The following is a 23,326-nucleotide window of genomic DNA, read 5'->3' as shown; positions in this document are numbered from 1 at the left end:
TTTCGAATGGTTGCGTTTTGTCACCTTCGAGAACGCCAGGCATTTCAACTTTGCTCCACAGCCGACATTCTTGACGCCACAGTTAAGCGCGCACACCCGTGAACTGCGAGGAATTGCTATTTGAGAAAGCCGTTTATTCTACTCGCCGCCTTTCTTGTGTGTGCAGCACTCCAGTTTCCCTCCGCTAATGGCATGGCTGAACAGGCGTCCGCGCCCGCTCTCACCGTCTCTCTGACGACACCGTCGCAACGGGACTGGCCGGAAACCGTTCCCGCGAGCGGCTGGCTGAAACCGTGGCAGGAAGCGATCATCGCCTCCGAGACGAGCGGCCTGCGCATCACTGACATCCTGGTCGATGTCGGCTCCGTGGTTACGAAGGGGCAGACGCTGGCCCGGCTTTCGCAGGAGAGCGTGCTGGCAGACCTTCGCAAGCAGGAGGCGGCTGTCGTGACCGCCAAGGCAAATCTGACGAAGGCCAAGGCGAATGCGGATCGGGCGCGGCAGCTCAGTTCGTCCGGGGCTCTCTCCGACGAGAAAATCACTGAATATTTCGCCGACGAGCAGACGGCGACGGCAAGCTTGGCATCCGAGGAAGCCGCGCTCGACAGCGAAAAGATCAAGCTCGGGCAGACGACCATCACCGCCGTCGATGATGGCCTCATAACCTCGCGTTCCGCCAACCTCGGCGCCGTCGTCTCAACCGGCACCGAGCTGTTCCGCATGGTCCGTCAGCAGCGTGTCGAATGGCAGGCCGAAGTATCGGCGCGCTATCTGCCGCGCATCTCGGAAGGCTTGAGCGTTGCGATCAACGGGCCGGATGGGCATGCCATCGAAGGCAAGGTGAGGCTCGTCGGGCCTTCGGTCAGTACCGACACGAGCCGGACAATCGTCTATGTCGCGCTTCCGGCCGATGTCCGTCCACGGATCGGCCTTTACGCAACGGGCAACATCGAATTGCAGACCACGCCGGCTCTGACCGTGCCCGAAACGGCGATCGTCTTCCGGGACGGCATCAGCTACGTCTTCACAGCAGGCAAGGACAGCCGGGTGCGCAGGGTCCGCGTGGAAACCGGCCGTCGCAACAATGGCCAGGTGGAAATCGTCTCCGGCGTAAATGCCTCGTCGAAGGTCGTGACCTCGGGCGGCGCCTTTCTGTCGGACAATGACCTCGTGAAGATTGCGGAGACGAACTGATGAATTTCTCCGCCTTCTCGATCCGCAATCCCATACCAGCGATACTGCTGTTTGTGATGTTTGGATTTGGCGGGCTTTGGGCATTCAAACAGCTGGCGGTTCAGTACTTTCCGGACATGGACCTTCCGACCATCAGCGTCACCGCTACACTCGATGGTGCTGCGCCGACGCAGCTCGAGACGGAGGTTGCCCGTACCATCGAGGACAGTCTCACCTCCTTGAGCCATCTCGATCATATCCTCACGACGATCACCGATGGCACCGTCTCGATCAAGGTTTCCTTCAAGCTGGAGAAAGACAGCGAAGCCGCCCTCAACGAGGTCCGCAATGCCGTTGACAGCGTCAAGGCTGATCTGCCGGCCCAGATGGCGACGCCTGTCGTTACGAAGGCCACCGTCCAAAGCTCCGCACTTGTCACCTATGCCGTGCGCTCAACCGCTCTCAACGAGACCGAACTATCCTGGTTTGTCGACAACGATCTGACCAAGGCGCTGCTGTCGGAGCCCGGCGTCGGGCAGGTCAACCGCATCGGCGGGATCGACCGCGAGGTTCATGTCGATCTCGATCCATCGACGATGGCGTCGTTCGGGGTCACCGCTGCCACCGTCTCGGCGCAGTTGAAGGCCGTGCAGGCCGATACGTCCGGCGGCCTTGGCGAGGTCGGTGGCTCTCGTCAAACATTGCGCACGCTTGGCGCCGTAGAGTCGGTCGAGGCCCTGAGGGAGCTCACTATACCCCTCGAAAACGGGCAGCAGGTCCGCCTCGACGACGTCGCATCCGTCACCGACAGCTTCGCGGAGCGCTCCTCGATGGCCTATCTCGATGGCAAGCCGGTCATCGCGGTCGAAATCAAGCGTTCGAACGGGTTTTCCGACAGCAGTGTTTCGGCTGACGTTGACACGGCAATGAAAAAGTTCGCAGCGGCGCATCCGAATGTGCAGATCCATGCAGTCTACAGCATGATCGGGTCAATTCTCGGCAATTATGACGGTTCGATGCACATGCTCTACGAAGGGGCGATCCTGGCGATCGTGGTCGTCTGGCTCTTCCTTCGGGACTGGCGCGCAACGATCCTCTCGGCCGTGGCGCTGCCCTTGTCGGTCATCCCGACCTTCCTGGTCATCTATCTCGCCGGCTTCAGCCTGAACGTCGTCACCTTGCTGGCACTGTCGCTGGTAGTCGGAATTCTGGTCGACGATGCCATCGTCGAAATTGAAAACATTGCCCGCCACCTTCAAATGGGCAAGCGGCCGCTCGATGCTGCGATGGAGGCGACCAACGAACTCGGCCTTGCCGTCATCGCGACCACCTTCACGCTGGTCGCCGTCTTCCTGCCGACGGCATTCATGAGTGGCATACCGGGTCTCCTGTTCCGTCAGTTCGGCATCACCGCCGCTGTTGCCGTCGTTGCCTCGCTTGTCGTTGCCCGTCTGCTCACCCCCATGATGGCGGCCTATTTCATGAAGGCGCATCCGTCGGAACAGAAGGATGGCCGCATCATGCGCGCCTATATGGCGGTCGCGAAGGCTGCTCTCAATCACAGAAAGACCACGGTGGCCGCAACTACCATTGTCGTTGCCCTTTCGCTTTCCGTTATCCCCCTCTTGAGAACGGGATATCTGCCCGCCGCTGACGACTCGCGGACGCAGATCACCCTCACCCTGCAGCCCGGCGCCACTGTCGAGCAAACCGATGCCGCAACCAGGAAGGCCGCAGATATTCTCAGTGAGGTTCCCGACGTGACGCATGTGTTTGCCGCTGTCGGCTCGGCATACTCGGGCGGTGGTGCGAAGGTTGCCAGGAGCAGTATCGGGTCTGCCGCGATCGTCGCCACGCTGACGCCCATTGATGGGCGCGACCGTAAGCAGTCGGAGATCGAAAACGATATCCGGCAGGCGCTTTCCGTCCTCCCCGGCGTGCGTGTGGCGGTCGGTATCGGCAACGGCACCAAGCTCGAGTTCACTCTCGCCAGCGACGACGCCAATGCGCTCGACAGCGCAAGCACGGCGTTGGAGGAGCAACTGCGCACGCTGCAGGGCATCGGCGCTGTGACATCGACAGCGGCCAGGCAGGCGCCGGAAATTCAGATCACGCCCGATTATGCCCGCGCCGCAGCGCTTGGCGTGACGTCGAATGCGATCGCCAGCGCCGTGCGCGTGGCGACGAACGGAGAATATTCTTTCGATCTGCCGAAGCTCAACCTGCCGCAGCGGCAAATCCCGATCGTCGTCCGCTTCTCGCCTGAGACGCGCACCAATCTCGATGACATCAAGAACATGCGCGTCGCCGGCACCAACGGCAATGTCGATCTCGGATCGATCGCCGATATCCGCATCGGCGGCAGTCCTTCGGAGATCGACCGCATCGACCGTATGCGCAATGTCACCGTTTCCGTCGAACTCAACGGCCGCATTCTGGGCGACGTCAACCGCGAGGCGAAGGCACTGCCGGCGCTTCAGCACCTGCCGCCGGGCGTCACGCTGGTGGAACACGGCGAACTTCAGCGCAGCTCGGAGCTGTTCCAGAGCTTTGCCCTCGCAATGGCGATCGGTGTGTTCTGCATCTATGCGGTGCTCGTCCTGCTGTTCCACGATTTCCTGCAGCCGTTGACACTTCTAATGGCCCTGCCGCTCTCGCTCGGCGGTGCGCTGGTGCCGCTTGTGGTAACGGGCACCAGTTTCTCGATGCCCGCCGTCATCGGCCTTCTCATGCTCATGGGCGTGGTGACGAAGAACTCCATCCTGCTCATCGAATATGCGATCATGTCGCGTCACCAAGGCATGTCCCGCTTCGATGCGCTCGTCGATGCCTGCCACAAGCGGGCGCGGCCGATCGTCATGACCACCATTGCCATGGCTTCGGGCATGCTGCCGGCTGCGCTCAGCCTGATGGGCGGAGATTCGAGCTTCCGGCAGCCGATGGCCATCGTTGTGATTGGTGGCGTGGTGATATCAACGCTGCTCAGCCTCATCATTATCCCGGTCATCTTCACCTTCGTCGATGACCTGCAAAATTTGCTCAAATCGTTCAGTCGCCGAGCGCTTCGACGCCACGCGACCTGCGGTCGAGAGACGGAATTCGGTTTGCCACGCGTGCTCGGCGGCGATACGGGGAAAATCCCTAGCGATGACTCCATCTCAGCATAAAGTCATCGAACCCACAATCGGGACTGCAGGCGCTTTTTGACATACGCTTTTCGTTGTCGATCAAATCACCGAATTCCAAAAACAGCTCCTTTGTTTGTAACGATTTCCTGCGCGCGCCTCTAGTGCCCACGGGGCGAAGTCGCTACGCTGCTGATTTCCACAGTTTCCATGTTTTCTCCCTGATTTGTTGGAGGAGATGCCTTATACCGATTTGCCAGACAATGTAGTCTCGAGAGTTCGTTCTGAGATAACGTCGGGGATTGAGTGACGCAGCAGTTCGATTTATTTGTTTCAAATGAGACACCTTCCGCGAAGGCAACTGCTTCATTGCCTGCAAAGCGCCGGTCGTCAGCTGCTTTGAGTGAGGACGATATGGTGCAGCAACTCCAGGCGACCGGCCGATATCGCATCCTCAAAAAGCTTGAACCGCGTGCCGTCGCAACGGAGGCGCGTCCGGGATTCCCGTTGAAGGGCGTTATTCTTGATACAGAAACAACTGGCCTCAACCATCGCAGGGATGAGATAATCGAGATCGGCACTGTTGCGTTCAGCTTTGATGAAGCGGGCAATTTCGGCGACGTCATCGGCGTCTATGGCGCCCTGCGGCAGCCGAGCACACGAATCCCAGAAGAGATCACGCGTCTGACCGGCATCACCGACGAAATGGTGGCCGGCCAGACCATCAATCTTCAGCAACTCCGCTCGCTTGTCGAAGGAGCCGACCTCATCATCGCTCACAATGCTGGCTTCGATCGGCCCTTCTGCGAAGCCTTTTCACCCATATTCGCCGGCAAAGCCTGGGCGTGCTCGGTCTCGGAAATCGATTGGGCGTCACGTGGCTTCGAAGGAACCAAGCTTGGATATTTGATCGGACAGGCAGGCTATTTTCATGAGGGGCATCGGGCAGTGGATGACTGTTTTGCGTTGCTCGAAGTTCTCGCAGAAGATTGCGTCGGCCACGGGCAAACGCCGTTCGCCGAACTATATCAAGCCAGCCAGCGCTGTCGTGTCCGCATCTACGCGGAAAACAGTCCGTTCGACATGAAGGATCACCTGAAGGCGCGCGGCTACCGTTGGTCGGATGGTAGTGATGGGCGCCCGAAATGTTGGTGGACCGAGATTGCAGAAGATGGTCTCGATGACGAGCTTCGCTATCTGCGCTCGGAAATCTATCGCTGGGATGACGCTGATCCACCGATGAGACGCCTCACCTCATTTGACCGTTTCAGGGCGTGACGACGGCTGGTGTGGCGTTGATATTGCAGGCTCTGCAAGTGCGAATCCCATCTGAGGCGCGTTACGAGAGTACCAAATGCCGGAAAGACCGTGAGCAAGCGAAGCTCACATTACGTCGGTCTTGAGCGGCTTCAACGTGCGCTCATCACCGGTGAGATCAGTGATGGTCCGGCATAAGACAGACAAATTCACATTGATCCAGGCTCATGAAATGGCGGTGCGAAGGATGTTAATAGACAATGGCTGATCGGTCGCAGACGGCAAGCGAGAGCCTCTTTCATCGCAACCTCACACGGCCGTGGTAAAATGCTCGGATTAAGGCTGGAGCGGAAGTTGTTCGCGGGCAACTTCCGCCGAGTTTCAATATCAGCAACACCAAACCGAAGGAAAAAACGATGTCTGAACTCGTAGTGCTCGGCTTTGACAACTCCGACCAGGCGGACGTTGTCCTCAATCGCCTCATTCAGCTCCAAAAGGAATATCTAGTCGATCTCGAAGACTCCGTGGTTGCGATCCGCGACGCTTCGGGCAAGGTTCGTCTCAAGCAGAGCGTCAATCTGGCGGCAGCCGGCGCCGCGAGTGGCGGGTTGTCGGGCGCCATCTGGGGATCGCTTGTCGGCCTTTTGTTCCTCAATCCTCTTGCGGGCATAGTTATCGGCGGTGCCTTCGGGGCAGGTTCCGGCGCTTTGGCAGGCTCGATGACGGACTACGGCATCGACGACGACCTCATCAAGCGACTTGCCGACACCATCCCCGTAAACAGCTCGGCGCTCTTTTTGCTGATCCGGAAGGTTCAGCCCGAGAAGGTGCTGCAGGAGTTCCAGGGTGAACATGCGCGGATATTAAGAACGTCGCTCTCGCCCGAGCAGGAGGAGCGTCTGCGCAGCGCGCTTGCGTTCGAATCATCCGCCGCGGCGCCGCCGACAGGAGCATGACGAAGAATAAGAGGCCGGTGGGAAAACAAATCGACTTGCGCCACGAACCTCGTCTTCAAAGGCGGCGCCGCGACGTTCTGACTTACTTCGCGGTCTCAAGTCGGACCCTTCTGAACCACACAGGTTCCCAATTCTGACGCTTCGTTATTGCCTAGGTTATTGAACCACGCCTGACGGTATGAACAAGGATTGTCCAGCCGTCAGTCGACACATTTTTAGCCATCGAGCTCGTATTCCGGGGTGGGGCTGAAACGCAGGCGGCCAATTTGCTGACGAGATCCCGAGGCTGAAGGCGAGCCCGTGACACCCTCACGCGCGGAGGAATAAAGGCGCAGCTTTCGAGACGCCGCCCTCAACTGGCGGGTTTGACGATCCAGACCGTAATTTGCGGCAACTTCGATAAACATCAGGCGGCCCCACCGGAGTGACCATGCTCGGCATCGATTGCCCTTTCCTCTCCGGTGGCCAACATCGTGCGAGTCGCATCAATCGAAGCGTATATCCAGAAAATGCGCATCGGCTGGCTATCCGAGGCGTTGATGAAGCGGTGTGGGACGTTGGCGGGAATCCATGTGGTGTCGTTCGCTGCAAGCCGGTGCTGGACGCCGTTGATTTCTGCTATGGCTTCACCATCGAGGATCATCACGCTTTCCTCACAATTATGCTTGTGGAGCCCAATCGAAGCGCCTGGATCGAAAGCCGTGATGCCATTGATCATGCTCGTCGAGCCGCACTTGCGGGTGACCAACGGCGTAGTCTTCGCTCCGCCGCCACGGTCATTTGTCTTCAGTTCTTTTGGACGAAGTATCGCCGCCTCAGCCATCTCGTTTCCTCCTGCTTAGGCTTTAGTCGGGCCGACCCAGACCGTTTTGATGTTCACGAATTCCCGGATGCCGTAGAGACCAAGCTCACGGCCGTATCCCGACCGCTTGATGCCCCCAAAGGGGTAACGGGGGTCCGATGCCACCATTCCATTGATGAAAACTGCTCCGGCCTCGATTTTGCGAGCAAGCTGCTTTGCCCTTTCGGTGTCGCGTGACCAAAGGGCAGAACCGAGACCAAACTCCGTCTGATTGGCCAGCCGAATGGCTTCGTCGGCGTCCTTGGCTCGGATAATAGCGGCGACAGGGCCGAAGGTTTCCTCGCAGAACGCCACCATATCTGGCGAGACATTGTCGAGAACGGTCGGAGGATAGTAGAAGCCATCGCCTTCAATGGGTTTACCCCCTGCACGGACGGTAGCCCCGGCAGCAACGGTCTTCTCGACTTGCGCATGAAGAGCCGCAAGCAGGTTTGCTCGCGCCATTGGACCGATGTTCGTGTCGCGCTCGGTGGGATCGCCGATCTTGAGCTTGGCGACGCCTTCGCAGAACAGCTCAACGAAGCGCTCTGCCACCGGCTCCTCGACGATGAAGCGCTTTGCATTCACACACGACTGACCAACGTTGATATAGCGGGCCTTGACGGCCACGGCGGCAGCTTGCTCCAGATCTGCGTCGGCAAGCACAATAAAAGGATCCGAACCGCCAAGCTCCAGAACCTGTTTCTTCAGGGCCTTGCCCGCTTGCCCGGCAACGATGGCACCAACCTCGGTGGATCCCGTGAGCGTGACGGCGGCAATCCGGTCATCGGCTATCAATCCGGCGACCTTTGACGCATCGATGAGGAGGGTCCCGAATAGGCCGTCCAGGCAACCTGCCTTCCGCATGATGTCCTCAACGGCGAGTGCGCACTCCGGAACGTTGTTGGCGTGTTTGAGGATCGCGCCATTGCCCGCAGCTAGCGCCGGTGCCGCGAAGCGGAAGAACTGCCAAAACGGATAGTTCCAGGGCATAATCGCAAGGACCACACCCAACGGAGCAAACGCCACTACGCTCTCGGTGGCATTGGAGGCGACAGGCTCGTCGGCAAGATACTGCACGGCGTGCTCAGCATAGAATTCGCAATTGTACGCACATTTTTCGATTTCAGCCTCTGCCTCCGCGATAGGCTTGCCCATTTCGCGGGTGATCATCTTGGCATATGTCGACTTGCCTTGGCGAAGGACAGCCGCCATTCGCGTCAGGAGGCCTACACGTTCGCTGATCGGAACCTCACGCCATTTTCGCTGAGCATTATCGGCCGCAGTCAGCGCGGCGTCTATGTATTCATCGGTATGCAACTCATAGGTTGCAATCTCTTTTCCGGTCGCTGGATTGATCGAGGTGAGCACGTTTGCCTCCCTGGGCTTGCTTGACTGTAAGACATGAGACTGCGAGGTGATGTCCCTGGTCATGCTGCGGCTCTTACAGACCGACCGTGCTCGCATATAGCTGAGAACTGTTTTGCATCGAGGCTTGCGCCACCTACCAGCAGTCCGCCCACTTCAGCGATTGCTAGAATCTCCGCTGCATTCGATGGCTGGACTGACCCTCCATAAAGGATACGAATTTGCTGGCCACTGTCGCCCCAATGCGCCAGAAGCTCTGACCGGATATGCCGGTGCACGTGAGCGATTTCATCCAGGGTCGGAGTGACACAGGTTCCGGTAACCCACGTCGGTTCATAGGCGATAACGATCTGGTCGATAGAGGAAACGCGCGGAACGGAATAGGTCAGTTGGCTAGACAGAACCGCGAGGGTTTTGCCTTCTGCCTTTTCCTGACCGCTTTCGCCGATGCAGATGAGGGCCGTGAGACCGACCTCTATCGCCTGAATCGCCTTTTGGCGAACCAGATCGTCACCCTCAGCGTGACGCAGACGGCGCTCCGAGTGGCCAATCATGACGAATCTTGCTCCCGCGTCTTTCAACATTTCGGCAGATATCTCGCCGGTGAACGCTCCCGATCTTTCAGAGCTACAGTCCTGGCCGCCCAACTGCAGTTTCGTGTCCTTGATCACAATCGATGAGACTGCCAGCAGCGTTGCAGGCAAAAACATGACGACTTCGACGTCACCGTCCATGCGCTCACAAGAGCGGGCTGTCTCTTCAAGAACAGCCAAGGAGCTGTTCAGGCCATTCATTTTCCAATTGCCTGCGATGAGATAGGGACCGGTCATCGCTTCTCCTGTCGTACAAGTTGCTGACTTTTCTCAGTATGCGCCGAATACAGCTCTCAACTCGGCCACGTTTTCTTCGGTCAGCATCCGCGTTGGTGCGCCACGTAGGAGCACGAGAAGCTTTGACGTCTCCTCAAGTTCTTCTGCCGCATAGACAGCTGATCCGATATCCTTGCCGGTCACCACGGGTCCATGGTTTGCCAATAAGACTGCCGCATAACGTCCTTTTAGTTCACGGATCAGATCACCGGCCTTCTCGTCCCCCGGTCGCACATAACGAACGAGTTTCACCTGGCCAACCCGCATCACCACGTAAGGGGTCACCGGAGGAATGCAGTCGTCCGGATCGATATCTGTCAGGCATGAGAGAGCGGTCGCGAAGGTCGAATGCAGATGCACAACGGCCCCGGTCTGCGGTCGTGTCTCATAGAATGCGTGATGGAGGAATATTTCCTTGGAAGGCTTATCCCCGGAAAGATGCCGACCATCTCGGCTAAGCTTGCTGATCCGAGCGGGATCAAGAAAACCCAATGATGAATTCGTTGGTGTCATGAGGATGCCGTCATCGACGGCGGCACTGATGTTTCCCGCTGTACCGACTGAGTACCCTCGTTCGAAAAGCGACCGTGACAGGCGCACGATTTCCTCGCGAACCGTCGATTCATTGCTCATGTGATGTCAGCCTGTTCAATGCTTTCGTGAAGAAATCCTGCGCACCGAAGTTTCCAGACTTCAGCGCGAGAGCTATCGGCTTGTCACCGAGCGACAAGAGGACTGGTACGCCAGGGTCAATTTCCTGGCCGATGGTGAGCGCACCAAGATCAAGGGCGGAGACTACGGCTCCCGAGGTCTCGCCGCCTGCGACCACCAATCTGGTTACACCAGCAGCCACGAGTTTCTGCGCAGTCTCGGCGAATAACCCGTCAAGCTTATGTGCGACTTCATCGCGGCCGTACTTATCCTGCATCCGGCGAACGTCTTCAGGAGTTCCGGAAGAGTAGGCAAGTGGTGCTTTTCCGTGATTTGCCTGGATGAACTTGACGATATCGTCGGCAGTCGTCTCACCGCTCATGACCTTGTCTACATCAATAGGCAGCGTCGGATGGCTCGCCTTATGAAGGTCAATCTGGCCCCGGGTCGCGCCAGAGCAGCTTCCGGCAAGAATGGCTTCCGGCCCCGTCGTACCGATGGAGTTGCCGTGGGATCCTTTCGCCAATCCGCGTCGAATGAAGTTGGCGGGCAGGCCGATTGCGATGCCGGAGCCTCCGGTCACCAACTTATGGTCGGCAATTGCGGCGCCGATGATCGCCAACTCGTCGTCCGATGTGGCGTCGACGATGACCATGGTGCCTTCAGCGTTAGCGAGCGCTTCTTTTATCGCAGCTTCGCCTTGCCTGACCACTGGGGTAGGCACCAGACCAACCGGGGTCTTCGTCTGATAGCCGAGCCAACGCCGAATGTCGGAATCCGTCATTGGAGTCAGCGGGTGGTTTTGCATGCCAGACTCATTGAGCGGACGGTCATTGACAAACAGATGTCCCATGTAGACGGTACGACCCGCTCCGGGGAATGCAGGGCAAACGACGACACCTCTAGCGCCTAGCGCCTCCGCGAGTGCTTCACCAACCGGACCAATGTTGCCCTCTTTCGTTGAATCGAATGTCGAGCAGTATTTGAACACGATCTGCTGACATCCCTGTGCAAGCAGCCAGTTTAAGGCGGCAAGCGATTGTTGGACGGCGTTAGCTACCGGAATGGACCTGCTCTTCAAGGCTACAACGCCAGCTTCGACCTCTTGCGGAGCAGCTGCTGAAGGTACCCCCAGGAATTGCGCCGTTCTTAGACCTCCGTGGGAAGGCAAGCCTTTGGCGATAGTATTTGCTATGTCGCTTGCGCCCGTGAAGTCGTCTGCGATTACCCCGAGTAACATTGTGCACTTCCTTCCCGCGATCTTCAAAAGCCGTAAAGCGTGGCCGCATTATCAGCAAAAATCTTCTGGCGGGTCCCGTCATCGCCCGCCCACTCCGCGCAAAGATCCATCAGCGTCGCATCGTTGGGCTTGCCGAATTTTCCAGGAGAAGGATGGGGCCAATCGGACCCCCACAGCACCCGCTCGGGCGCAATCTTAAGGTAAGCCCGTGCGACCGCTCCCATGTCTTCGTATGTCGGTGGCCCGACAACCGTGTCTTGGTAGATGCTTGATAGCTTCGTGTAGGCCTTTCCCTGTTCGAGCAGAGCGCTGATCACGGCAAATGCCGGGTGCTTGATGCCATCGGGCTGGGGAATTCGCCCAAGGTGATCAAAGACGACGGTCAAGGGAAGACGTGCGAACAGATCGGCATTCTTGGCTATGTCGTTGCCGGACATGTGAACCTGGATATGCCAGCCGAGGTCGGCAACCCGCTTGGACAGCGGCTCGATCATCTCGACCGTCGTTGCACCAGCCCTTCCTAGATTGAAACGGATGCCCCGTATCCCAGCGGCGTTCAATTCCTTGAGCTGCTCATCGGTTACCGATGTATCGACGACGGCAATCCCTCGGCCACGCGATCCCAGAATTTTAAGGGATTCCAGCAGGCAGGAGTTGTCGGTCCCGTATGTCGACGGCTGCACAATCACGCTGCGCTCGAATCCCAATCGAGAGCGGAGCTTTTCATAATCTGCAATAAGGGCATTCGGCGGTATCAGGCTTGCGTTTGGCGCAGCCGGAAAACGATTGTCATAGATATGGAAATGGGCGTCGCATGTATGAGCAGGCGCTTTGAACTTCGGATTGTTGTCCCCGGATGAATAAGGAATCGTGTCGGCGCTATTTGCAGCCGTTGAACAAGCAACGGCAGCAGCTCCAAGGGCGCCCACCATGAAATCCCGTCTCGTCAATTGCATATGCGTTACTCCTCCTATTTTTCCGCTCGCGTTGCCCTACCGGAGCAACTTCTTCAACTTCACGACCGCAGCGTCTGGGCTGCTGAAAACTGGGATAGAGGTGACTTCGCGGACTGGCGAAAGAGCGCGAGCGGTTGAAAAGTGCGCAAGCATGATTGCGTCGAAGTCACGGAGAGACGCGGCTGCTTCCTTCACAAGACGGTTGTGGGTCTCGGCATCGCCGCTTCTCACAGCCTCGATTGCCCCCTCGACAAGAAAACTTTGAATACTTGCCTCAGGGTTCAGCCGCTTTGCCTCTTCGTGAAATTCCTCCTCCATGCCCTCGCGAGCTGGAGGAAACGTGTAGAGCATCGCCGTTCGACCGCCTTGGTTGATAGCTGCTTCAAACATTGCTTGGTTGGGCTTCAGAACCGGAATGGGAAGCTTGGCGGCGGCCGCCTCAACTGCGGTACCGAAAGCTGAACAGGTAAAGAGGACAGCATCGCATTTCGCTTTCAAGGCATATTCTGCGAGACTGAATATCCGTTCCGCCAACTCCGGCGTGATTTCATCAGTCTTGGCTCGATCCGGTGAAAGGCTATCTTCAAGAAGATTGACAGTTTCCGCTTCCGGCCAGGCGGAGGCAAAGGAGGCCTTGATCGGCTCCATCGCGACGGGCGTCGCGTGGATCAGGGCAATACGGGGGGCGGACATTTTTGACCTCTGATCTGAACTATGAAGTCAGCGGCCGCCCGGGAGGAGGGCGGCCGCCCGAGGTGGCCTACTTTTGCGCGCCGGAGAACAGCCAGACACTTTCAGGCGGGATTTGGGCCCACACCTTTCCAGTTGGCATCCGTTTCGTTCCATGCGCCTTCGCCACGAAATCACCGCGCCGCAGCCGGTATTCCCAACGATCACCAAGGTAGATGCTGTCATCAAGGTCCATCTCGATACCATCGTTTAAAGGAGCATCGGCAACCTTGATCTGTTCGACACGAATGACAGCTCGCGCATCCTGCGCCGCTCCAAGGCCTGACATTTCGCGAACCGTTCCATTGAGCGTCCAGCCGTCACCGCCGATCACGGCAGCCTTGCCATCGACGGTATGAACCTTGCCTTTGACGATGTTGTTAGCGCCCAGGAAGTCCGCCGAATAGAAGCTGTTCGGGTTGGAGTAAATCTCCTGCGGACCGCCTTGCTGAACGATACGGCCGTCCTGCAGCAGGAGAATGTTGTCGGCCGCAGCCAAGGCTTCGCTTTGGTCATGCGTAACCAGGATTGCACAGATTTCCAGATCGAGGATCAGCTTACGAATCCAGTAGCGAGCCTCTTCGCGCAGCTTGGCGTCCAGATTGGACAGCGGTTCGTCAAGCAAAAGAACGCGCGGTTCGTAGACCAGGGCGCGGCAGATCGCGACGCGCTGCTGCTGACCGCCGGACAACTGCGACGGATACCGGTCCGCGAGATGGCCGAGACCGAGGCGCTCAAGGATCGCTTGAACTCTGATGCCGATCTCGGTCGGATTGATGCCGCGCAGTTTCAGACCATAACCGACGTTTTCCTTGACGGTGCGGTGTGGCCAGAGCGCGTAAGACTGGAACACAAGGCCGATGTTGCGCTGTTCAGGCGGCAAAATTAGCTTCTTTTCGCCATCGAGTACAGTCTTCCCGCCAATTACGATTGTCCCGATCTCGGGCTGTTCGAGACCAGCGATGCAGCGAAGCAGGGTGGTTTTCCCACTGCCAGAGGCTCCAAGGAGCGCAACGATGCTTCCACGCTCCGCGGTAAAGGATGCACCCTTGAGGATTTGCAGGCCGCCCAGCCATTTCTGGACATTGTTTACAACGAGTTCAGTCATGGATTTTTGCTCCAAGTCGCAGGGCAAGGGCAAGGCCCGCACCTGTCAGGACGATGCTGATGAGAGAAAGTGCGGCAATGGTATTCATCGCGCCGGTCTGCAGCAGCGAAACCATGAGCGAACCGATGACTTCGGTGCCAGCGCCCATGAGATAAACACCTGTCGCGTACTCACGCAGGAAGATGATCATGATGAGAGCCCACGCGCCTGCAAGGCCGGGACGAACGATGGGGATTACGACGTCTTTCCACGTCCGGCCAATCGTCGCACCCGTCGTGCGAGCGGATTCTTCGAGTTCAGGAGCGACCTGCAGCAGCGTGCCTTGAAGGAGACGCAGTCCATAGGACAAGCCAACGACAACGTAGGCGACGAACAAGCTGACGAGGGTCGGACGCAGCGGCGTCAGGAATGGCACGAACAGAAAGACCCAGAAGAATGCCAGGCCGACGACGAGACCTGGAAGTGCTCGCGGCAGGAGGACGATGTAATCCAGAACCGTGTTCGACATGCCCCAGTTGCGGTGACCAGCCAGTCCAACGAGCAGGTAGATGAACACCGCAAGAGCGCCGCCGACGACCGAAAGAAGGATCGTGTTAACGATGCCGTTCTTAAGCGCCGGAACGTCCATCAAGTGGGCGAAGTTTGCCAGCGTGAACTGGTCAAAAAGGTTAACGCCCTCGCCCCATGCATCGACGAACGCACGGACGACGATCCCACCGATAGGCAGGACGACCGAAATGAACAGCCACAGCCCGATGATGGCAAGTGCGATGGCCTGTCCACTGGTGCCGAGCTTAAGGGTGGCAACGCGGGCACCCTTACCACCAAGAGCGGCATAACGCCGGGCGTTGCGCAGCAGTCGGCGCTGGATCGCAACGAGCGGCAGCGTGATGAGCACCAGGACGACGGCGACAACCGCCATCAGCTGGTAGGTCGGAGTGCCGAACAAGGTGGTGAGCTTGTATATGTAGGTCGTCAGGACCATGATGCCGTTCGGATCACCCAGGACGAGCGGAATGCCAAAGGTCTCAAAGCCGAGCAGGATATTCAGGGCAACCGCGAAGATCAGCGACGGAAGTACCATTGGCAGAGTTACGTCCCGGGACACGCGCCATACCGATGCACCAGTCGTGCGAGCGGCTTCTTCGAGGTCCGACGGCAAATTGCGCATTGCGGCCGATACGTAAAGATAGACGTTCGGAACGTGGCTGAGCCCCGCGATTAGGATCATCCCCGAGAGGCTGTAGATATTCCACGGGACGAAGCCGATCAGATCACGAATGAAGATCGAGACAAAGCCTGCGGGACCGACCGAAACGGTGTAGCCGAACGCCAGAACGATAGACGAAATGAACATTGGCACGAGCACCAGAATCTCAAGTATGCGCTTGAAACGAATGTCCGTTCGAGTGATCAGGAAAGCCAGCACCCCGCCGAGAGGAACGGCGATGGCGACCAGGCCGAACGAAAATACGGCGGTAGTGCCCAGAGCCCGGTAAAAGGCTTTGTCCGTGAAAACATAGCGATAGGCATCGAAGCCAAAGCGGGCGCGAGCGCTGAAGAACGGTGCACTGAGGAAGCTCTGATACACGATCAGGCCGACAGGGGCGAGAACGGCAACGGCAAGGAGAGTGATTACGACAACGCGGTAAGCGTTAGCATTCCCCACCCGTGGCATTTTCGGCGGATATTTCTTCTCGGCTGGCGCTGACTTTGTGGTGGCCGCAAGTGCGCTCGGAGCCTGTGCGTGTGTAGACATTGTTGCCTCTCAACTGGTCTGAGAGGCTGCGGCGCGAGCGCGCCGCAGCCGATGGGCATTAGCGACCGAGCGCGGCCTTCCAGTCGTTAAGAAACTGGACGCGCTTCATTTGATCCATGTATTCAAGAACGCCTTCGTCCACAGCGATTGGCTTCAAACCACCGCCGACACGCTCGTTCAGGGTCTTGATGTTCAGACCGGCAGTGACATCCTCGCGGACCGACGGCAGGCCGCTTTCAGAAAGGAGAGCCTGGCCTTCGGCGGACAGCATGAAGTCAATGAAGAGCTTCGCGGCATTCGGATGCGGAGCTTCCTTCGTCTTCATGATAAGGCGGGAGAAGGCTGGCGTGTAATCGGTGGCGAAGTGAACACCGAGGTTCGGGCTTTCCTTGGCCCACTTAAGGGCATAGGAACCGATGATGTTGATCGCGATGACGTTCTCGCCGGAAACCACGGTTTCCTTCATGCCGCCCGAGCTGGAGTAGATCTTGGCACCATCATCGCCCATTGCCTTGGCGAGGTCCCAAAAGTCCTTGCGGTTGCGCGCATCGTTAGAATGATGCAGGAAGCCCGAGCCGCTCTTTTCCGGATCGAAGGTGGCAACTTTGCCCTGAAGTGTGGACTTGTTGTCCTTCAGGAAGGTGATCATATCGGCGTAGGTCTTCGGAAGCTTGTCTTCCGTCAGTGCCTTGGTGTTGAAGATCACGCCGATTGGCTCGACCGTCGTTGCGTAAAGCACGTTCTTGTAGTTTGCCCAGCTCGGGAGCTTGCCAGCTTCAGGGGAAGCGTACTCGTCGGCGTAGCCGTCCTGTACGAGCGTCATCTGCAGGTCCATTGCGGAACTCCACACCACGTCTGCCGTGGTTTGACCTGCTGCAGCTTCTGAAATGACCTGGTTATATGCACCGTTGGTACCAAGGTCGTTGTAAGCGATCTTGATGCCATACTTTTTCGTAAATGCGTCCTGAAGCTTCTGCGACTGTTCAGAGTCGGTCGAGGTGTAGACTGAAACGGTGCCTTCCTTCTTGGCAGCTTCGATGATGGCGCTGTAATCGGCCGGGTACCCGGCGGGGACCTCCTGGGCGAAAGCTGCGGAAGTGAGGAGGGACAGCACGGCAGCCGTCGCGAGCCCTTTCGGGCCGATAAAAGAGTTCATTTGTTCTTCTCCCAAAGATGCGCCCGAGCAATCTCCTCCGGGCGGGCGAACCCGAGGGCGCACCGTGCGTCCCCGGGAAATCCAAACTGGCCAGCCAGAGGCCAGAAAGCCAATTGCTGCTAAGCGTTGGCGACCTTCTTGGCGGAACCTCCGTTGTTCACCGCCTGCGCGACGAACCTGCCGAACGTGTCGGTGTTCGTGTTGCCGCCGAGATCGCGGGTGCGCTTGGCCGGATCAGCGAGAACTTCATCCACGGCACGCTCGATCTCCGCGCCTGCAGCTTCGAAATGCGGAAGCTTCCGCTGTTCGCCGAGCCAGCTGAGCATCATTGCTGTGGAAAGAATGAGCGACGTCGGGTTGGCAATATTCTGACCCTGGATGTCCGGGGCGGAACCATGCTGCGCCTGGGCGCATACAAGGCCAAGTTCAGCATTGGCATTGATGGAGCCGGCAAGGCCAAGACTGCCCGAAAGTTCGCTGGCGAGATCCGACAGGATGTCAGCGTAGAAGTTCGTGGTCACGATAACGTCGAAGCGCGAAGGATCGCGAACGAGGTGTGCGGCCATAGCGTCGATGATGAAATCGTTGACCTTCACTTCAGGGAAGTCCTGAGCAACCTTTCGGACCTGCTCCAGGAACAGACCGTCGGTCAGGATGAAGTTGTTTGCCTTATGGACTGCGGTTACGCGCTTGTCGCGCTTCATTGCGAGCACGAAAGCCTGACGAGCAATACGCTCACATGCCTTCGCCGTGATCTTGCGAACAGAGAGCGCGACATCGTCGGTGGGCATGAATTCGCCGGTCCCCTTGACCATGTTACGGTCCGGGTAGAAGCCCTCGGTCGCCTCGCGCATAATGACGAGGTCCATGGTTTTCGAATTGTTCAGGAACGTTCGCGAACGAGCGGGGCGGACGTTTGCATAAAGATCAAGCTTGACGCGGTAACCGGCGGAGACGTTCACCCCGCCCTTGTCGCGTGCGGGGTAGTCCATGTGCGACTGCGGACCAAGGATGATACCGTCAGCCTTGCGAGCACGCTCCAGAACCTCATCGCGCAGGGTGGTGCCGTATTTTTCCAAGCTCGTGAAGCCAGTATCTTCGAATTCATACTCCAACCCGAGACCAAAGGCTTTATCGGTGGCCTTCAGCACTTCCAACGTTGCAGCAGTGATTTCCGGGCCAATGCCGTCGCACTCTGTGACCGAAATTTTCATGTGATCTAATCTCCCTAGAAGGCGAAAGCATTTTTCCGCCGCTCATCACCACGGCCTGATATTGGCTTTTTACGCATCAAAATGCAAATACGTTTTGGAGAAAGCAATTATTTTCTACGACCTCGACGCAAATGCGGGCGGTGAGAACCGTTTTTCCCGGGACGAGATTGCGAAGAGATTCGATTTCTTCGAAAAACCAATCGCTGCTGGCGAACGGCGACACAAACAGATGCATTATTGGTTTTTTAAATATCTAAATGCAAGATTTGCTAGATATTTGCCCCAGCGGAGGAGTTTTGATGTCATTCTTGAAGAACAGCAGCATCGGGCTGAAAATTCTGGCAATCACGGCCGGTATCAGCGTGCTCGCGGCCGGCAGCCTCGCTTACACGTCGCTACGCTTTCGGCAGGCAGACGATCGCTACACTCGGTTTGTCAACTCTGAGGGAATGGCAAACACTGATGTGGTGGCAGCCGCGCGCCATATGCAATCGGTGGCTTATCGTGCCTATCAGCTCACCGCTTATTCGCCAGACGCCAAAGATTTCGACGATGTGGCGAGCAGCTATGACAAAAACGCACAGAGGATGTTTGACCGCCTCAATGCTGCAATTACTGCTTACCCGGACGCAAAACCGGAACTGGAAGCGTTTCTGGCAAAAGCCACCGCGATAAAGGTTGGTCTCGATAAGGCCATTGTTGCTGCCAAAGGCAACCGCGACATGAACGCCTTGGCGGTTCTCGGGGCTGTTGACCCGAAGATTGACGAACTGGCTACGAGCCTTCGAGAGTGGAATGAAAAAATGGAAAAGCAGGTTGCGGACGGCATTCGCGACCTCTCGGAAGCGAACCATTCTACCATTCGCCAGAGCGCTACTCTGCTAGCACTCGCCATCGCTTTGGCAATCGCTGCGTCAACGGCACTGGCGTCTTTCGGAATCTTGAGGCCTATCGCGCGGCTGCGGCAGCAGATGATGCGGCTTGCTGAAGGAGACCTTAGCATTGACGTGGAAGAAGCGGCTCGCGGCGACGAAGTGGGCGAGATGGCAAAGAGTGTCATCAGCTTTAAGGAGAATGCAATGCATCGCTTGAGACTGGAGAAAGAGGCACAGGCGACGGATTGCGCAAACGAAGAGGCCCAGCGTAGCCGTGCTGCCGACAAGGCTAGACACGATGCGGAGACCGACTTCGCCGTAAATACCCTGGCAACTGCACTCAACGCGCTCGCGACCGGCGACGTCACCTACCGAATCTCAACGCCCTTTGCTGGTAACTTCGACAGAATCCGGCAGGATTTCAACGCAAGCGTCGAAAAGCTGGAGAACACGCTGAGCGCCGTCACGCTTAATGCTCGTTCCATCTCGGCAAGCGCAGCTGAGATCCGCTCTGCTGCCGATGACCTTGCCCAGCGCACGGAACAGCAGGCCGCTTCTGTCGAAGAGACGGCAGCCGCTCTTGAGCAGATCACGACCACGACACGCGATGCGACGCTGCGAGCACAAGAGGCAGAGGACCTCGTTCGAAAGGCGCACCAGGCAGCTCAAACATCGGGTGCAGTCGTTGGCGAGGCTGTCAGCGCGATGCAGGCCATTGCCACCTCATCGGGCGAGATCAACAACATCATCGGTGTGATCGACGATATCGCGTTCCAGACCAACCTACTTGCGCTGAACGCAGGGGTGGAAGCGGCGAGAGCCGGGGAAGCTGGCAAGGGGTTCGCCGTTGTCGCACAGGAGGTCCGCGAATTGGCGCAGCGGTCCGCACACGCGGCGAGGGAAATAAAATCGCTTATCACGACCTCTGGGGAGCAGGTCAAATCCGGTGTCGATCTGGTCGGACGGACGGGCAAAGCCCTACAGGAAATTGTCAGCCACGTCGAAGAGATCAACAACCGGGTACAATCCATCAACACAGCCGCCCGAGAACAAGTCGTCGGCTTGCACGAGATCAATCGCGCGATCATAATAATCGATCAGGCGACGCAACGAAACGCTGCGATGGTCGAGGAATCGACCGCCGCCAGCCACGGCCTTGCCAGCGATATCGCCGCGCTAAATCAGCTCCTGCGGCAATTCATCATCTCTTCTGATAATCATACCTCGGCTTCCTACTCGCGAGCAGCGTAATGCTGCTATTGGGAGAGTGGCTATCGTTTCCTCAAGTTTATTAGATGATGAAATCGAATTGCTGATCATGGAATTGCATTTAACTCAAAAATCAAGGCCGCTTAATCTTGAACATATGGCTAATCGACATCAATTCTCGACCGCGGCGGGACTGAGATATTCAGCCTGCCTCACTCCTGCAACCTCTTGAGACCAGAGCAAGGGCGACTTTCGAGTCAGTGCTCCGCCAAGATGCCTGCGCATGGCGTAAGAGGCCTCGACGATTTCACCGCGTTCGAGGAGGGACAGGATTGCGAGATGATCCTCGCACTGAACGTGCAATCGTTCGCGGTCGACGTTTGAGCGATATTCCAGGAGGCGCCGCATCCGGTTCACTCGAACCAAGGACAGGTGGAAGAACGGATTGCCGCTCATCTTGATCAGCTCTTCATGAAACAGTGACCCGTTATAGAGCAACCTCTCGGCCGGTAACGTACGGATATCGGTTTCGAGCATCCGGGACTGTATGCGACGTTGCTCATCGATGATCTTCCGGTCCAAGGCGAATGTTGGTTCGAGCATCGCGGCAGGTTCGATAAGCATTCGGAAGCGGTAAATCTGCTCGAAGGCTTCAGCCGTTTTCGCGACCGGCAGAAACCGCCAGCCGTAACCCTGCTTTCGTTCCGCCCATCCTTCTCTGGCAGCACGCATCAGAATGTCGCTGACCTGCGCCTTCGTGAAGCCATATCGGTCTCGAAGCATTTGTTCGGTGATATCGGCAGGAATGCGGTCCGTCAGCCAATCTTCCGCCAGGCGGTGGTAATCGCTCATCGTCTCTTGCAATTGGTCGCCCGGAGCCTCAACGGCCTCATCGATCACCTTCGTCGATACGAAAAAGCCGCGATTGGGCTTTTGCTCAAGGAAGCCCTGTTCGAAGAGCAGCTGCATGGCCTCACGGACGGGGGAACGCGAAACTCCGAATTTGTCAGCCAAGCCCTGAGTGCTCAGGTGATCGTCTGGCTTCAAATCACCGGACCGGATCAGTTGGCTGATCTCTTTCGCAATATTTGCAGTCAACTGGCTACTGTTTCGCATCCTGGCGCACTCATGGGTCTGAATCGTCTTCGCCTAAGTTAAGGTCTCATTGAGCGGAACGCAAAGGTAAGACCCCATCCCTGTGCCAATCAGGGTGCAACATCCGCATGGCTCATTTGGTTTTGGTCGTATGCGGCGCGAATGGTGCCGTCGGCCTTCATTTCATCCATCATTCGAACGGCTGCATCCAGCGCATGGACATTTGCCGGAGGCACCACAATGGCCGTACCGGCCTCATGGAAATGGCCTTGAACGGCGTGACAGCCGTCTAAACCGGAAAGCATGCTGATAATGGACTCTTTGCCCAGAGCAATCGCGTCTAGTTCGCCGCCTTTGAATTTAGCCATTGCTTCATCGAGCGAGCCGTATCCCACGATGTCGGTATTTCTCAACGTCCTCTCGGCGCTTCGCAGCGTCGCCGTCCCCGCGACACCAGCAACCCGGACACCTTCCTGGTCAACGTCCTGCACTGTTTTGAAGGCGTCCTTTCGAGCAAGATAGGTGCTCACGCCAAGGTAATAGCTGGGGCCAACACCAAGCACTTTTCGGCGTTGATCATCAACGGGGACGAACGACAGGGTCCAAGATCCGCTTTCGGCATTGGACACGATGTCGCCCGAGCTGGAGAATTCGACGAGTTCGAGCGGAAGGCCGGTGCGTTGTGCGATTTGCCTTGCAAGGGTTATCGTGACCCCTCTTGCTTGCCCCGATATCTCGTCGCGAACACACCAGACCGCCGAGGCGGCGGGTCCAACCGCTACGGCAACCTTCAGCACGCCAGTCGGGGCGAGTTCAGCTTTTTCATTCCCCGAGAGTTCAAATGCATTAACAGACATAGACTCGTTCCGTTGCGTGTTTCTCCAACAGCCAGTATTGCATTTGTGTCATTAAAAATGCAAATCAAAGGTGATTTCATCGAAGGAGCCGCCATGTCGACTTGGTCCCCAGACCAATATCTCAAGTTCGAAGACCAACGGACGCGTCCGGCAATTGACCTTTTAGGACGGGTTGTCGCGAATATTGTCGAGTCCGTGACAGACATAGGCTGCGGACCAGGCAACTCCACGGAGCTGCTCATCGATCGTTTCGGTTCGGCTGCAATTGCGGGCATGGACTCATCACCCAAGATGGTCGAAGCGGCCAAGAAGCGCCTGCCCGACTGCGATTTTCAGCTGGGCGATATCGCGCAGTGGCAACCGAAAGTGCCGCAGGACCTGCTATTCGCGAACGCCGTCCTTCAATGGGTTCCAAACCACCACGAGCTTTTTCCGAAATTGCTGTCATTCCTTAAGCCTGGCGGGACGCTTGCCTTGCAGATGCCCGACAATCTAGACGAGCCGACACATGTTGGCATGCGCACGGTAGCAGGGGACAAGCGCTGGTCTGATGCATTGAAGGATGCCGATGGCGAGCGGACCTCGATCCTTTCGGTTTCGGACTACTGGTCTATCCTCAAACCGCATGCATCGAGCGTCGACGTATGGCGTACCACTTATTACCACCCGCTTCGGGGACTGAACGGGATTGTCGAGTGGTTCAAGGGGACCGGTCTTCTCCCTTACCTCAGCCGGCTGAACGAAGCACAGCAGGCGGAATATCTTGCTTCATACGAGGAAGAGCTTTCAAAGCATTACACAGTCATGGATGATGATACGATGCTTCTGCCGTTTCCTCGTCTCTTCATTGTTGTGCGACGGTAATTAAACTAAAGATCGCGCCGCGAC

The 23,326-nt window shown here is 57.4% G+C and carries 20 protein-coding genes and 1 pseudogene; 6 read left to right on the top strand and 15 right to left on the bottom strand.

Annotation, left to right across the window (positions count from 1 at the left end; translation table 11 throughout):
• Positions 1–120: 120 nt before the first annotated feature.
• The 4 genes from NXC24_RS23825 to NXC24_RS23810 all read left to right on the top strand — a co-directional run bounded on the left by NXC24_RS23825 (position 121) and on the right by NXC24_RS23810 (position 6,511).
• Positions 121–1,194, top strand: a complete 1,074-nt coding sequence (locus NXC24_RS23825) for an efflux RND transporter periplasmic adaptor subunit (RefSeq protein WP_104825885.1) — start codon at positions 121–123, stop codon at positions 1,192–1,194.
• Positions 1,194–4,340: an efflux RND transporter permease subunit gene (locus NXC24_RS23820; protein WP_245464040.1), complete on the top strand. Its 3,147-nt coding sequence runs from the start codon at positions 1,194–1,196 to the stop codon at positions 4,338–4,340. Before NXC24_RS23825 ends, NXC24_RS23820 begins: the two co-directional genes overlap by 1 nt.
• 264 nt (positions 4,341–4,604) lie before the next feature.
• The gene (locus NXC24_RS23815) at positions 4,605–5,576 is read left to right on the top strand and encodes a 3'-5' exonuclease (RefSeq protein ID WP_104825884.1); all 972 of its coding nucleotides are present in this window, start codon (positions 4,605–4,607) and stop codon (positions 5,574–5,576) included.
• Positions 5,577–5,971: 395 nt separating this feature from the next.
• Positions 5,972–6,511 (top strand): DUF1269 domain-containing protein, encoded by a 540-nt coding sequence (locus NXC24_RS23810; RefSeq protein WP_104825883.1) that lies wholly within the window; start codon positions 5,972–5,974, stop codon positions 6,509–6,511.
• A gap of 215 nt (positions 6,512–6,726) precedes the next feature.
• Here NXC24_RS23810 and NXC24_RS35235 read toward each other — a convergent pair whose 3' ends face one another.
• The 12 genes from NXC24_RS35235 to NXC24_RS23755 all read right to left on the bottom strand — a co-directional run bounded on the left by NXC24_RS35235 (position 6,727) and on the right by NXC24_RS23755 (position 18,402).
• Positions 6,727–6,918 carry a hypothetical protein gene (locus NXC24_RS35235; RefSeq protein ID WP_158704546.1) on the bottom strand — a complete coding sequence of 64 codons (192 nt, stop codon included), beginning with the start codon at positions 6,916–6,918 and terminating at the stop codon, positions 6,727–6,729.
• Positions 6,918–7,334, bottom strand: a complete 417-nt coding sequence (locus NXC24_RS23805; protein WP_104825882.1) for a cupin domain-containing protein — start codon at positions 7,332–7,334, stop codon at positions 6,918–6,920. Before NXC24_RS23805 ends, NXC24_RS35235 begins: the two co-directional genes overlap by 1 nt.
• A gap of 15 nt (positions 7,335–7,349) precedes the next feature.
• The gene (locus tag NXC24_RS23800; RefSeq protein WP_104825881.1) at positions 7,350–8,723 is read right to left on the bottom strand and encodes an NAD-dependent succinate-semialdehyde dehydrogenase; all 1,374 of its coding nucleotides are present in this window, start codon (positions 8,721–8,723) and stop codon (positions 7,350–7,352) included.
• Positions 8,724–8,782: 59 nt separating this feature from the next.
• Positions 8,783–9,550, bottom strand: a complete 768-nt coding sequence (gene tpiA / locus NXC24_RS23795; protein ID WP_104825880.1) for a triose-phosphate isomerase — start codon at positions 9,548–9,550, stop codon at positions 8,783–8,785.
• 33 nt (positions 9,551–9,583) lie between these two features.
• Entirely contained in the window at positions 9,584–10,222 is a 639-nt protein-coding gene (otnC, locus tag NXC24_RS23790) for a 3-oxo-tetronate 4-phosphate decarboxylase (protein WP_104825879.1), read from the bottom strand.
• Positions 10,212–11,480: a 3-oxo-tetronate kinase gene (gene otnK / locus NXC24_RS23785; protein WP_104825878.1), complete on the bottom strand. Its 1,269-nt coding sequence runs from the start codon at positions 11,478–11,480 to the stop codon at positions 10,212–10,214. Before otnK ends, otnC begins: the two co-directional genes overlap by 11 nt.
• Before the next feature lie 23 nt (positions 11,481–11,503).
• A complete protein-coding gene (locus NXC24_RS23780; RefSeq protein WP_104825877.1) occupies positions 11,504–12,436 on the bottom strand; it encodes an amidohydrolase family protein in 933 nt (310 codons plus the stop codon).
• Between the two features lie 36 nt (positions 12,437–12,472).
• Positions 12,473–13,084, bottom strand: a complete 612-nt coding sequence (locus NXC24_RS23775) for an aspartate/glutamate racemase family protein (protein ID WP_245464039.1) — start codon at positions 13,082–13,084, stop codon at positions 12,473–12,475.
• Between the two features lie 112 nt (positions 13,085–13,196).
• The gene (locus NXC24_RS23770; protein ID WP_104825875.1) at positions 13,197–14,273 is read right to left on the bottom strand and encodes an ABC transporter ATP-binding protein; all 1,077 of its coding nucleotides are present in this window, start codon (positions 14,271–14,273) and stop codon (positions 13,197–13,199) included.
• Entirely contained in the window at positions 14,266–16,032 is a 1,767-nt protein-coding gene (locus tag NXC24_RS23765) for an iron ABC transporter permease (RefSeq protein WP_104825874.1), read from the bottom strand. The genes NXC24_RS23770 and NXC24_RS23765 overlap by 8 nt, the downstream gene beginning before the upstream one ends.
• 58 nt (positions 16,033–16,090) lie before the next feature.
• Positions 16,091–17,188 carry an ABC transporter substrate-binding protein gene (locus NXC24_RS23760; RefSeq protein WP_104825873.1) on the bottom strand — a complete coding sequence of 366 codons (1,098 nt, stop codon included), beginning with the start codon at positions 17,186–17,188 and terminating at the stop codon, positions 16,091–16,093.
• 119 nt (positions 17,189–17,307) lie between these two features.
• Positions 17,308–18,402, bottom strand: coding sequence for an isocitrate/isopropylmalate dehydrogenase family protein (locus NXC24_RS23755; RefSeq protein WP_104825872.1), 1,095 nt, complete (start codon positions 18,400–18,402; stop codon positions 17,308–17,310).
• Between the two features lie 299 nt (positions 18,403–18,701).
• Here NXC24_RS23755 and NXC24_RS23750 point away from each other — a divergent pair, with 299 nt between their 5' ends.
• Positions 18,702–20,528 (top strand): HAMP domain-containing methyl-accepting chemotaxis protein, encoded by a 1,827-nt coding sequence (locus NXC24_RS23750; protein WP_158704545.1) that lies wholly within the window; start codon positions 18,702–18,704, stop codon positions 20,526–20,528.
• Positions 20,529–20,657: 129 nt separating this feature from the next.
• Here NXC24_RS23750 and NXC24_RS23745 read toward each other — a convergent pair whose 3' ends face one another.
• The 3 genes and pseudogenes from NXC24_RS23745 to NXC24_RS23740 all read right to left on the bottom strand — a co-directional run bounded on the left by NXC24_RS23745 (position 20,658) and on the right by NXC24_RS23740 (position 22,438).
• Positions 20,658–21,386, bottom strand: coding sequence for a GntR family transcriptional regulator (locus NXC24_RS23745; RefSeq protein WP_245464068.1), 729 nt, complete (start codon positions 21,384–21,386; stop codon positions 20,658–20,660).
• A 21-nt stretch (positions 21,387–21,407) separates the two neighbouring features.
• Positions 21,408–21,602: pseudogene (locus NXC24_RS35895) on the bottom strand (winged helix-turn-helix domain-containing protein); the annotation flags it as partial.
• 89 nt (positions 21,603–21,691) lie between these two features.
• On the bottom strand, positions 21,692–22,438 hold the full coding sequence (locus NXC24_RS23740) for a transporter substrate-binding domain-containing protein (RefSeq protein WP_104825869.1): 747 nt from the start codon (positions 22,436–22,438) through the stop codon (positions 21,692–21,694).
• A 93-nt stretch (positions 22,439–22,531) separates the two neighbouring features.
• Between NXC24_RS23740 and tam the strand changes: the two genes are divergently transcribed.
• Complete coding sequence (gene tam, locus NXC24_RS23735) at positions 22,532–23,302, top strand: trans-aconitate 2-methyltransferase (protein ID WP_104825949.1); 771 nt, start codon at positions 22,532–22,534, stop codon at positions 23,300–23,302.
• Positions 23,303–23,326 lie beyond the last annotated feature (24 nt).

This window comes from Rhizobium sp. NXC24, from assembly GCF_002944315.1.
Lineage (GTDB): Bacteria > Pseudomonadota > Alphaproteobacteria > Rhizobiales > Rhizobiaceae > Rhizobium.
This window is presented reverse-complemented; position numbering and strand designations above follow the sequence as displayed.

What these genes read in the sequence shown, in the direction of transcription:
- NXC24_RS23820 (WP_245464040.1), top strand. Translation starts at nt 1,194, where the DNA reads ATGAATTTCTCCGCCTTCTCGATCCGCAATCCCATACCAGCGATACTG.
- NXC24_RS23810 (WP_104825883.1), top strand. Translation starts at nt 5,972, where the DNA reads ATGTCTGAACTCGTAGTGCTCGGCTTTGACAACTCCGACCAGGCGGAC.
- NXC24_RS35235 (WP_158704546.1), bottom strand. Translation starts at nt 6,918, where the DNA reads ATGTTTATCGAAGTTGCCGCAAATTACGGTCTGGATCGTCAAACCCGC.
- NXC24_RS23805 (WP_104825882.1), bottom strand. Translation starts at nt 7,334, where the DNA reads ATGGCTGAGGCGGCGATACTTCGTCCAAAAGAACTGAAGACAAATGAC.
- tpiA (WP_104825880.1), bottom strand. Translation starts at nt 9,550, where the DNA reads ATGACCGGTCCCTATCTCATCGCAGGCAATTGGAAAATGAATGGCCTG.
- otnC (WP_104825879.1), bottom strand. Translation starts at nt 10,222, where the DNA reads ATGAGCAATGAATCGACGGTTCGCGAGGAAATCGTGCGCCTGTCACGG.
- otnK (WP_104825878.1), bottom strand. Translation starts at nt 11,480, where the DNA reads ATGTTACTCGGGGTAATCGCAGACGACTTCACGGGCGCAAGCGACATA.
- NXC24_RS23780 (WP_104825877.1), bottom strand. Translation starts at nt 12,436, where the DNA reads ATGCAATTGACGAGACGGGATTTCATGGTGGGCGCCCTTGGAGCTGCT.
- NXC24_RS23775 (WP_245464039.1), bottom strand. Translation starts at nt 13,084, where the DNA reads ATGGAGCCGATCAAGGCCTCCTTTGCCTCCGCCTGGCCGGAAGCGGAA.
- NXC24_RS23770 (WP_104825875.1), bottom strand. Translation starts at nt 14,273, where the DNA reads ATGACTGAACTCGTTGTAAACAATGTCCAGAAATGGCTGGGCGGCCTG.
- NXC24_RS23765 (WP_104825874.1), bottom strand. Translation starts at nt 16,032, where the DNA reads ATGTCTACACACGCACAGGCTCCGAGCGCACTTGCGGCCACCACAAAG.
- NXC24_RS23760 (WP_104825873.1), bottom strand. Translation starts at nt 17,188, where the DNA reads ATGAACTCTTTTATCGGCCCGAAAGGGCTCGCGACGGCTGCCGTGCTG.
- NXC24_RS23755 (WP_104825872.1), bottom strand. Translation starts at nt 18,402, where the DNA reads ATGAAAATTTCGGTCACAGAGTGCGACGGCATTGGCCCGGAAATCACT.
- NXC24_RS23750 (WP_158704545.1), top strand. Translation starts at nt 18,702, where the DNA reads ATGTCATTCTTGAAGAACAGCAGCATCGGGCTGAAAATTCTGGCAATC.
- NXC24_RS23740 (WP_104825869.1), bottom strand. Translation starts at nt 22,438, where the DNA reads ATGTCTGTTAATGCATTTGAACTCTCGGGGAATGAAAAAGCTGAACTC.
- tam (WP_104825949.1), top strand. Translation starts at nt 22,532, where the DNA reads ATGTCGACTTGGTCCCCAGACCAATATCTCAAGTTCGAAGACCAACGG.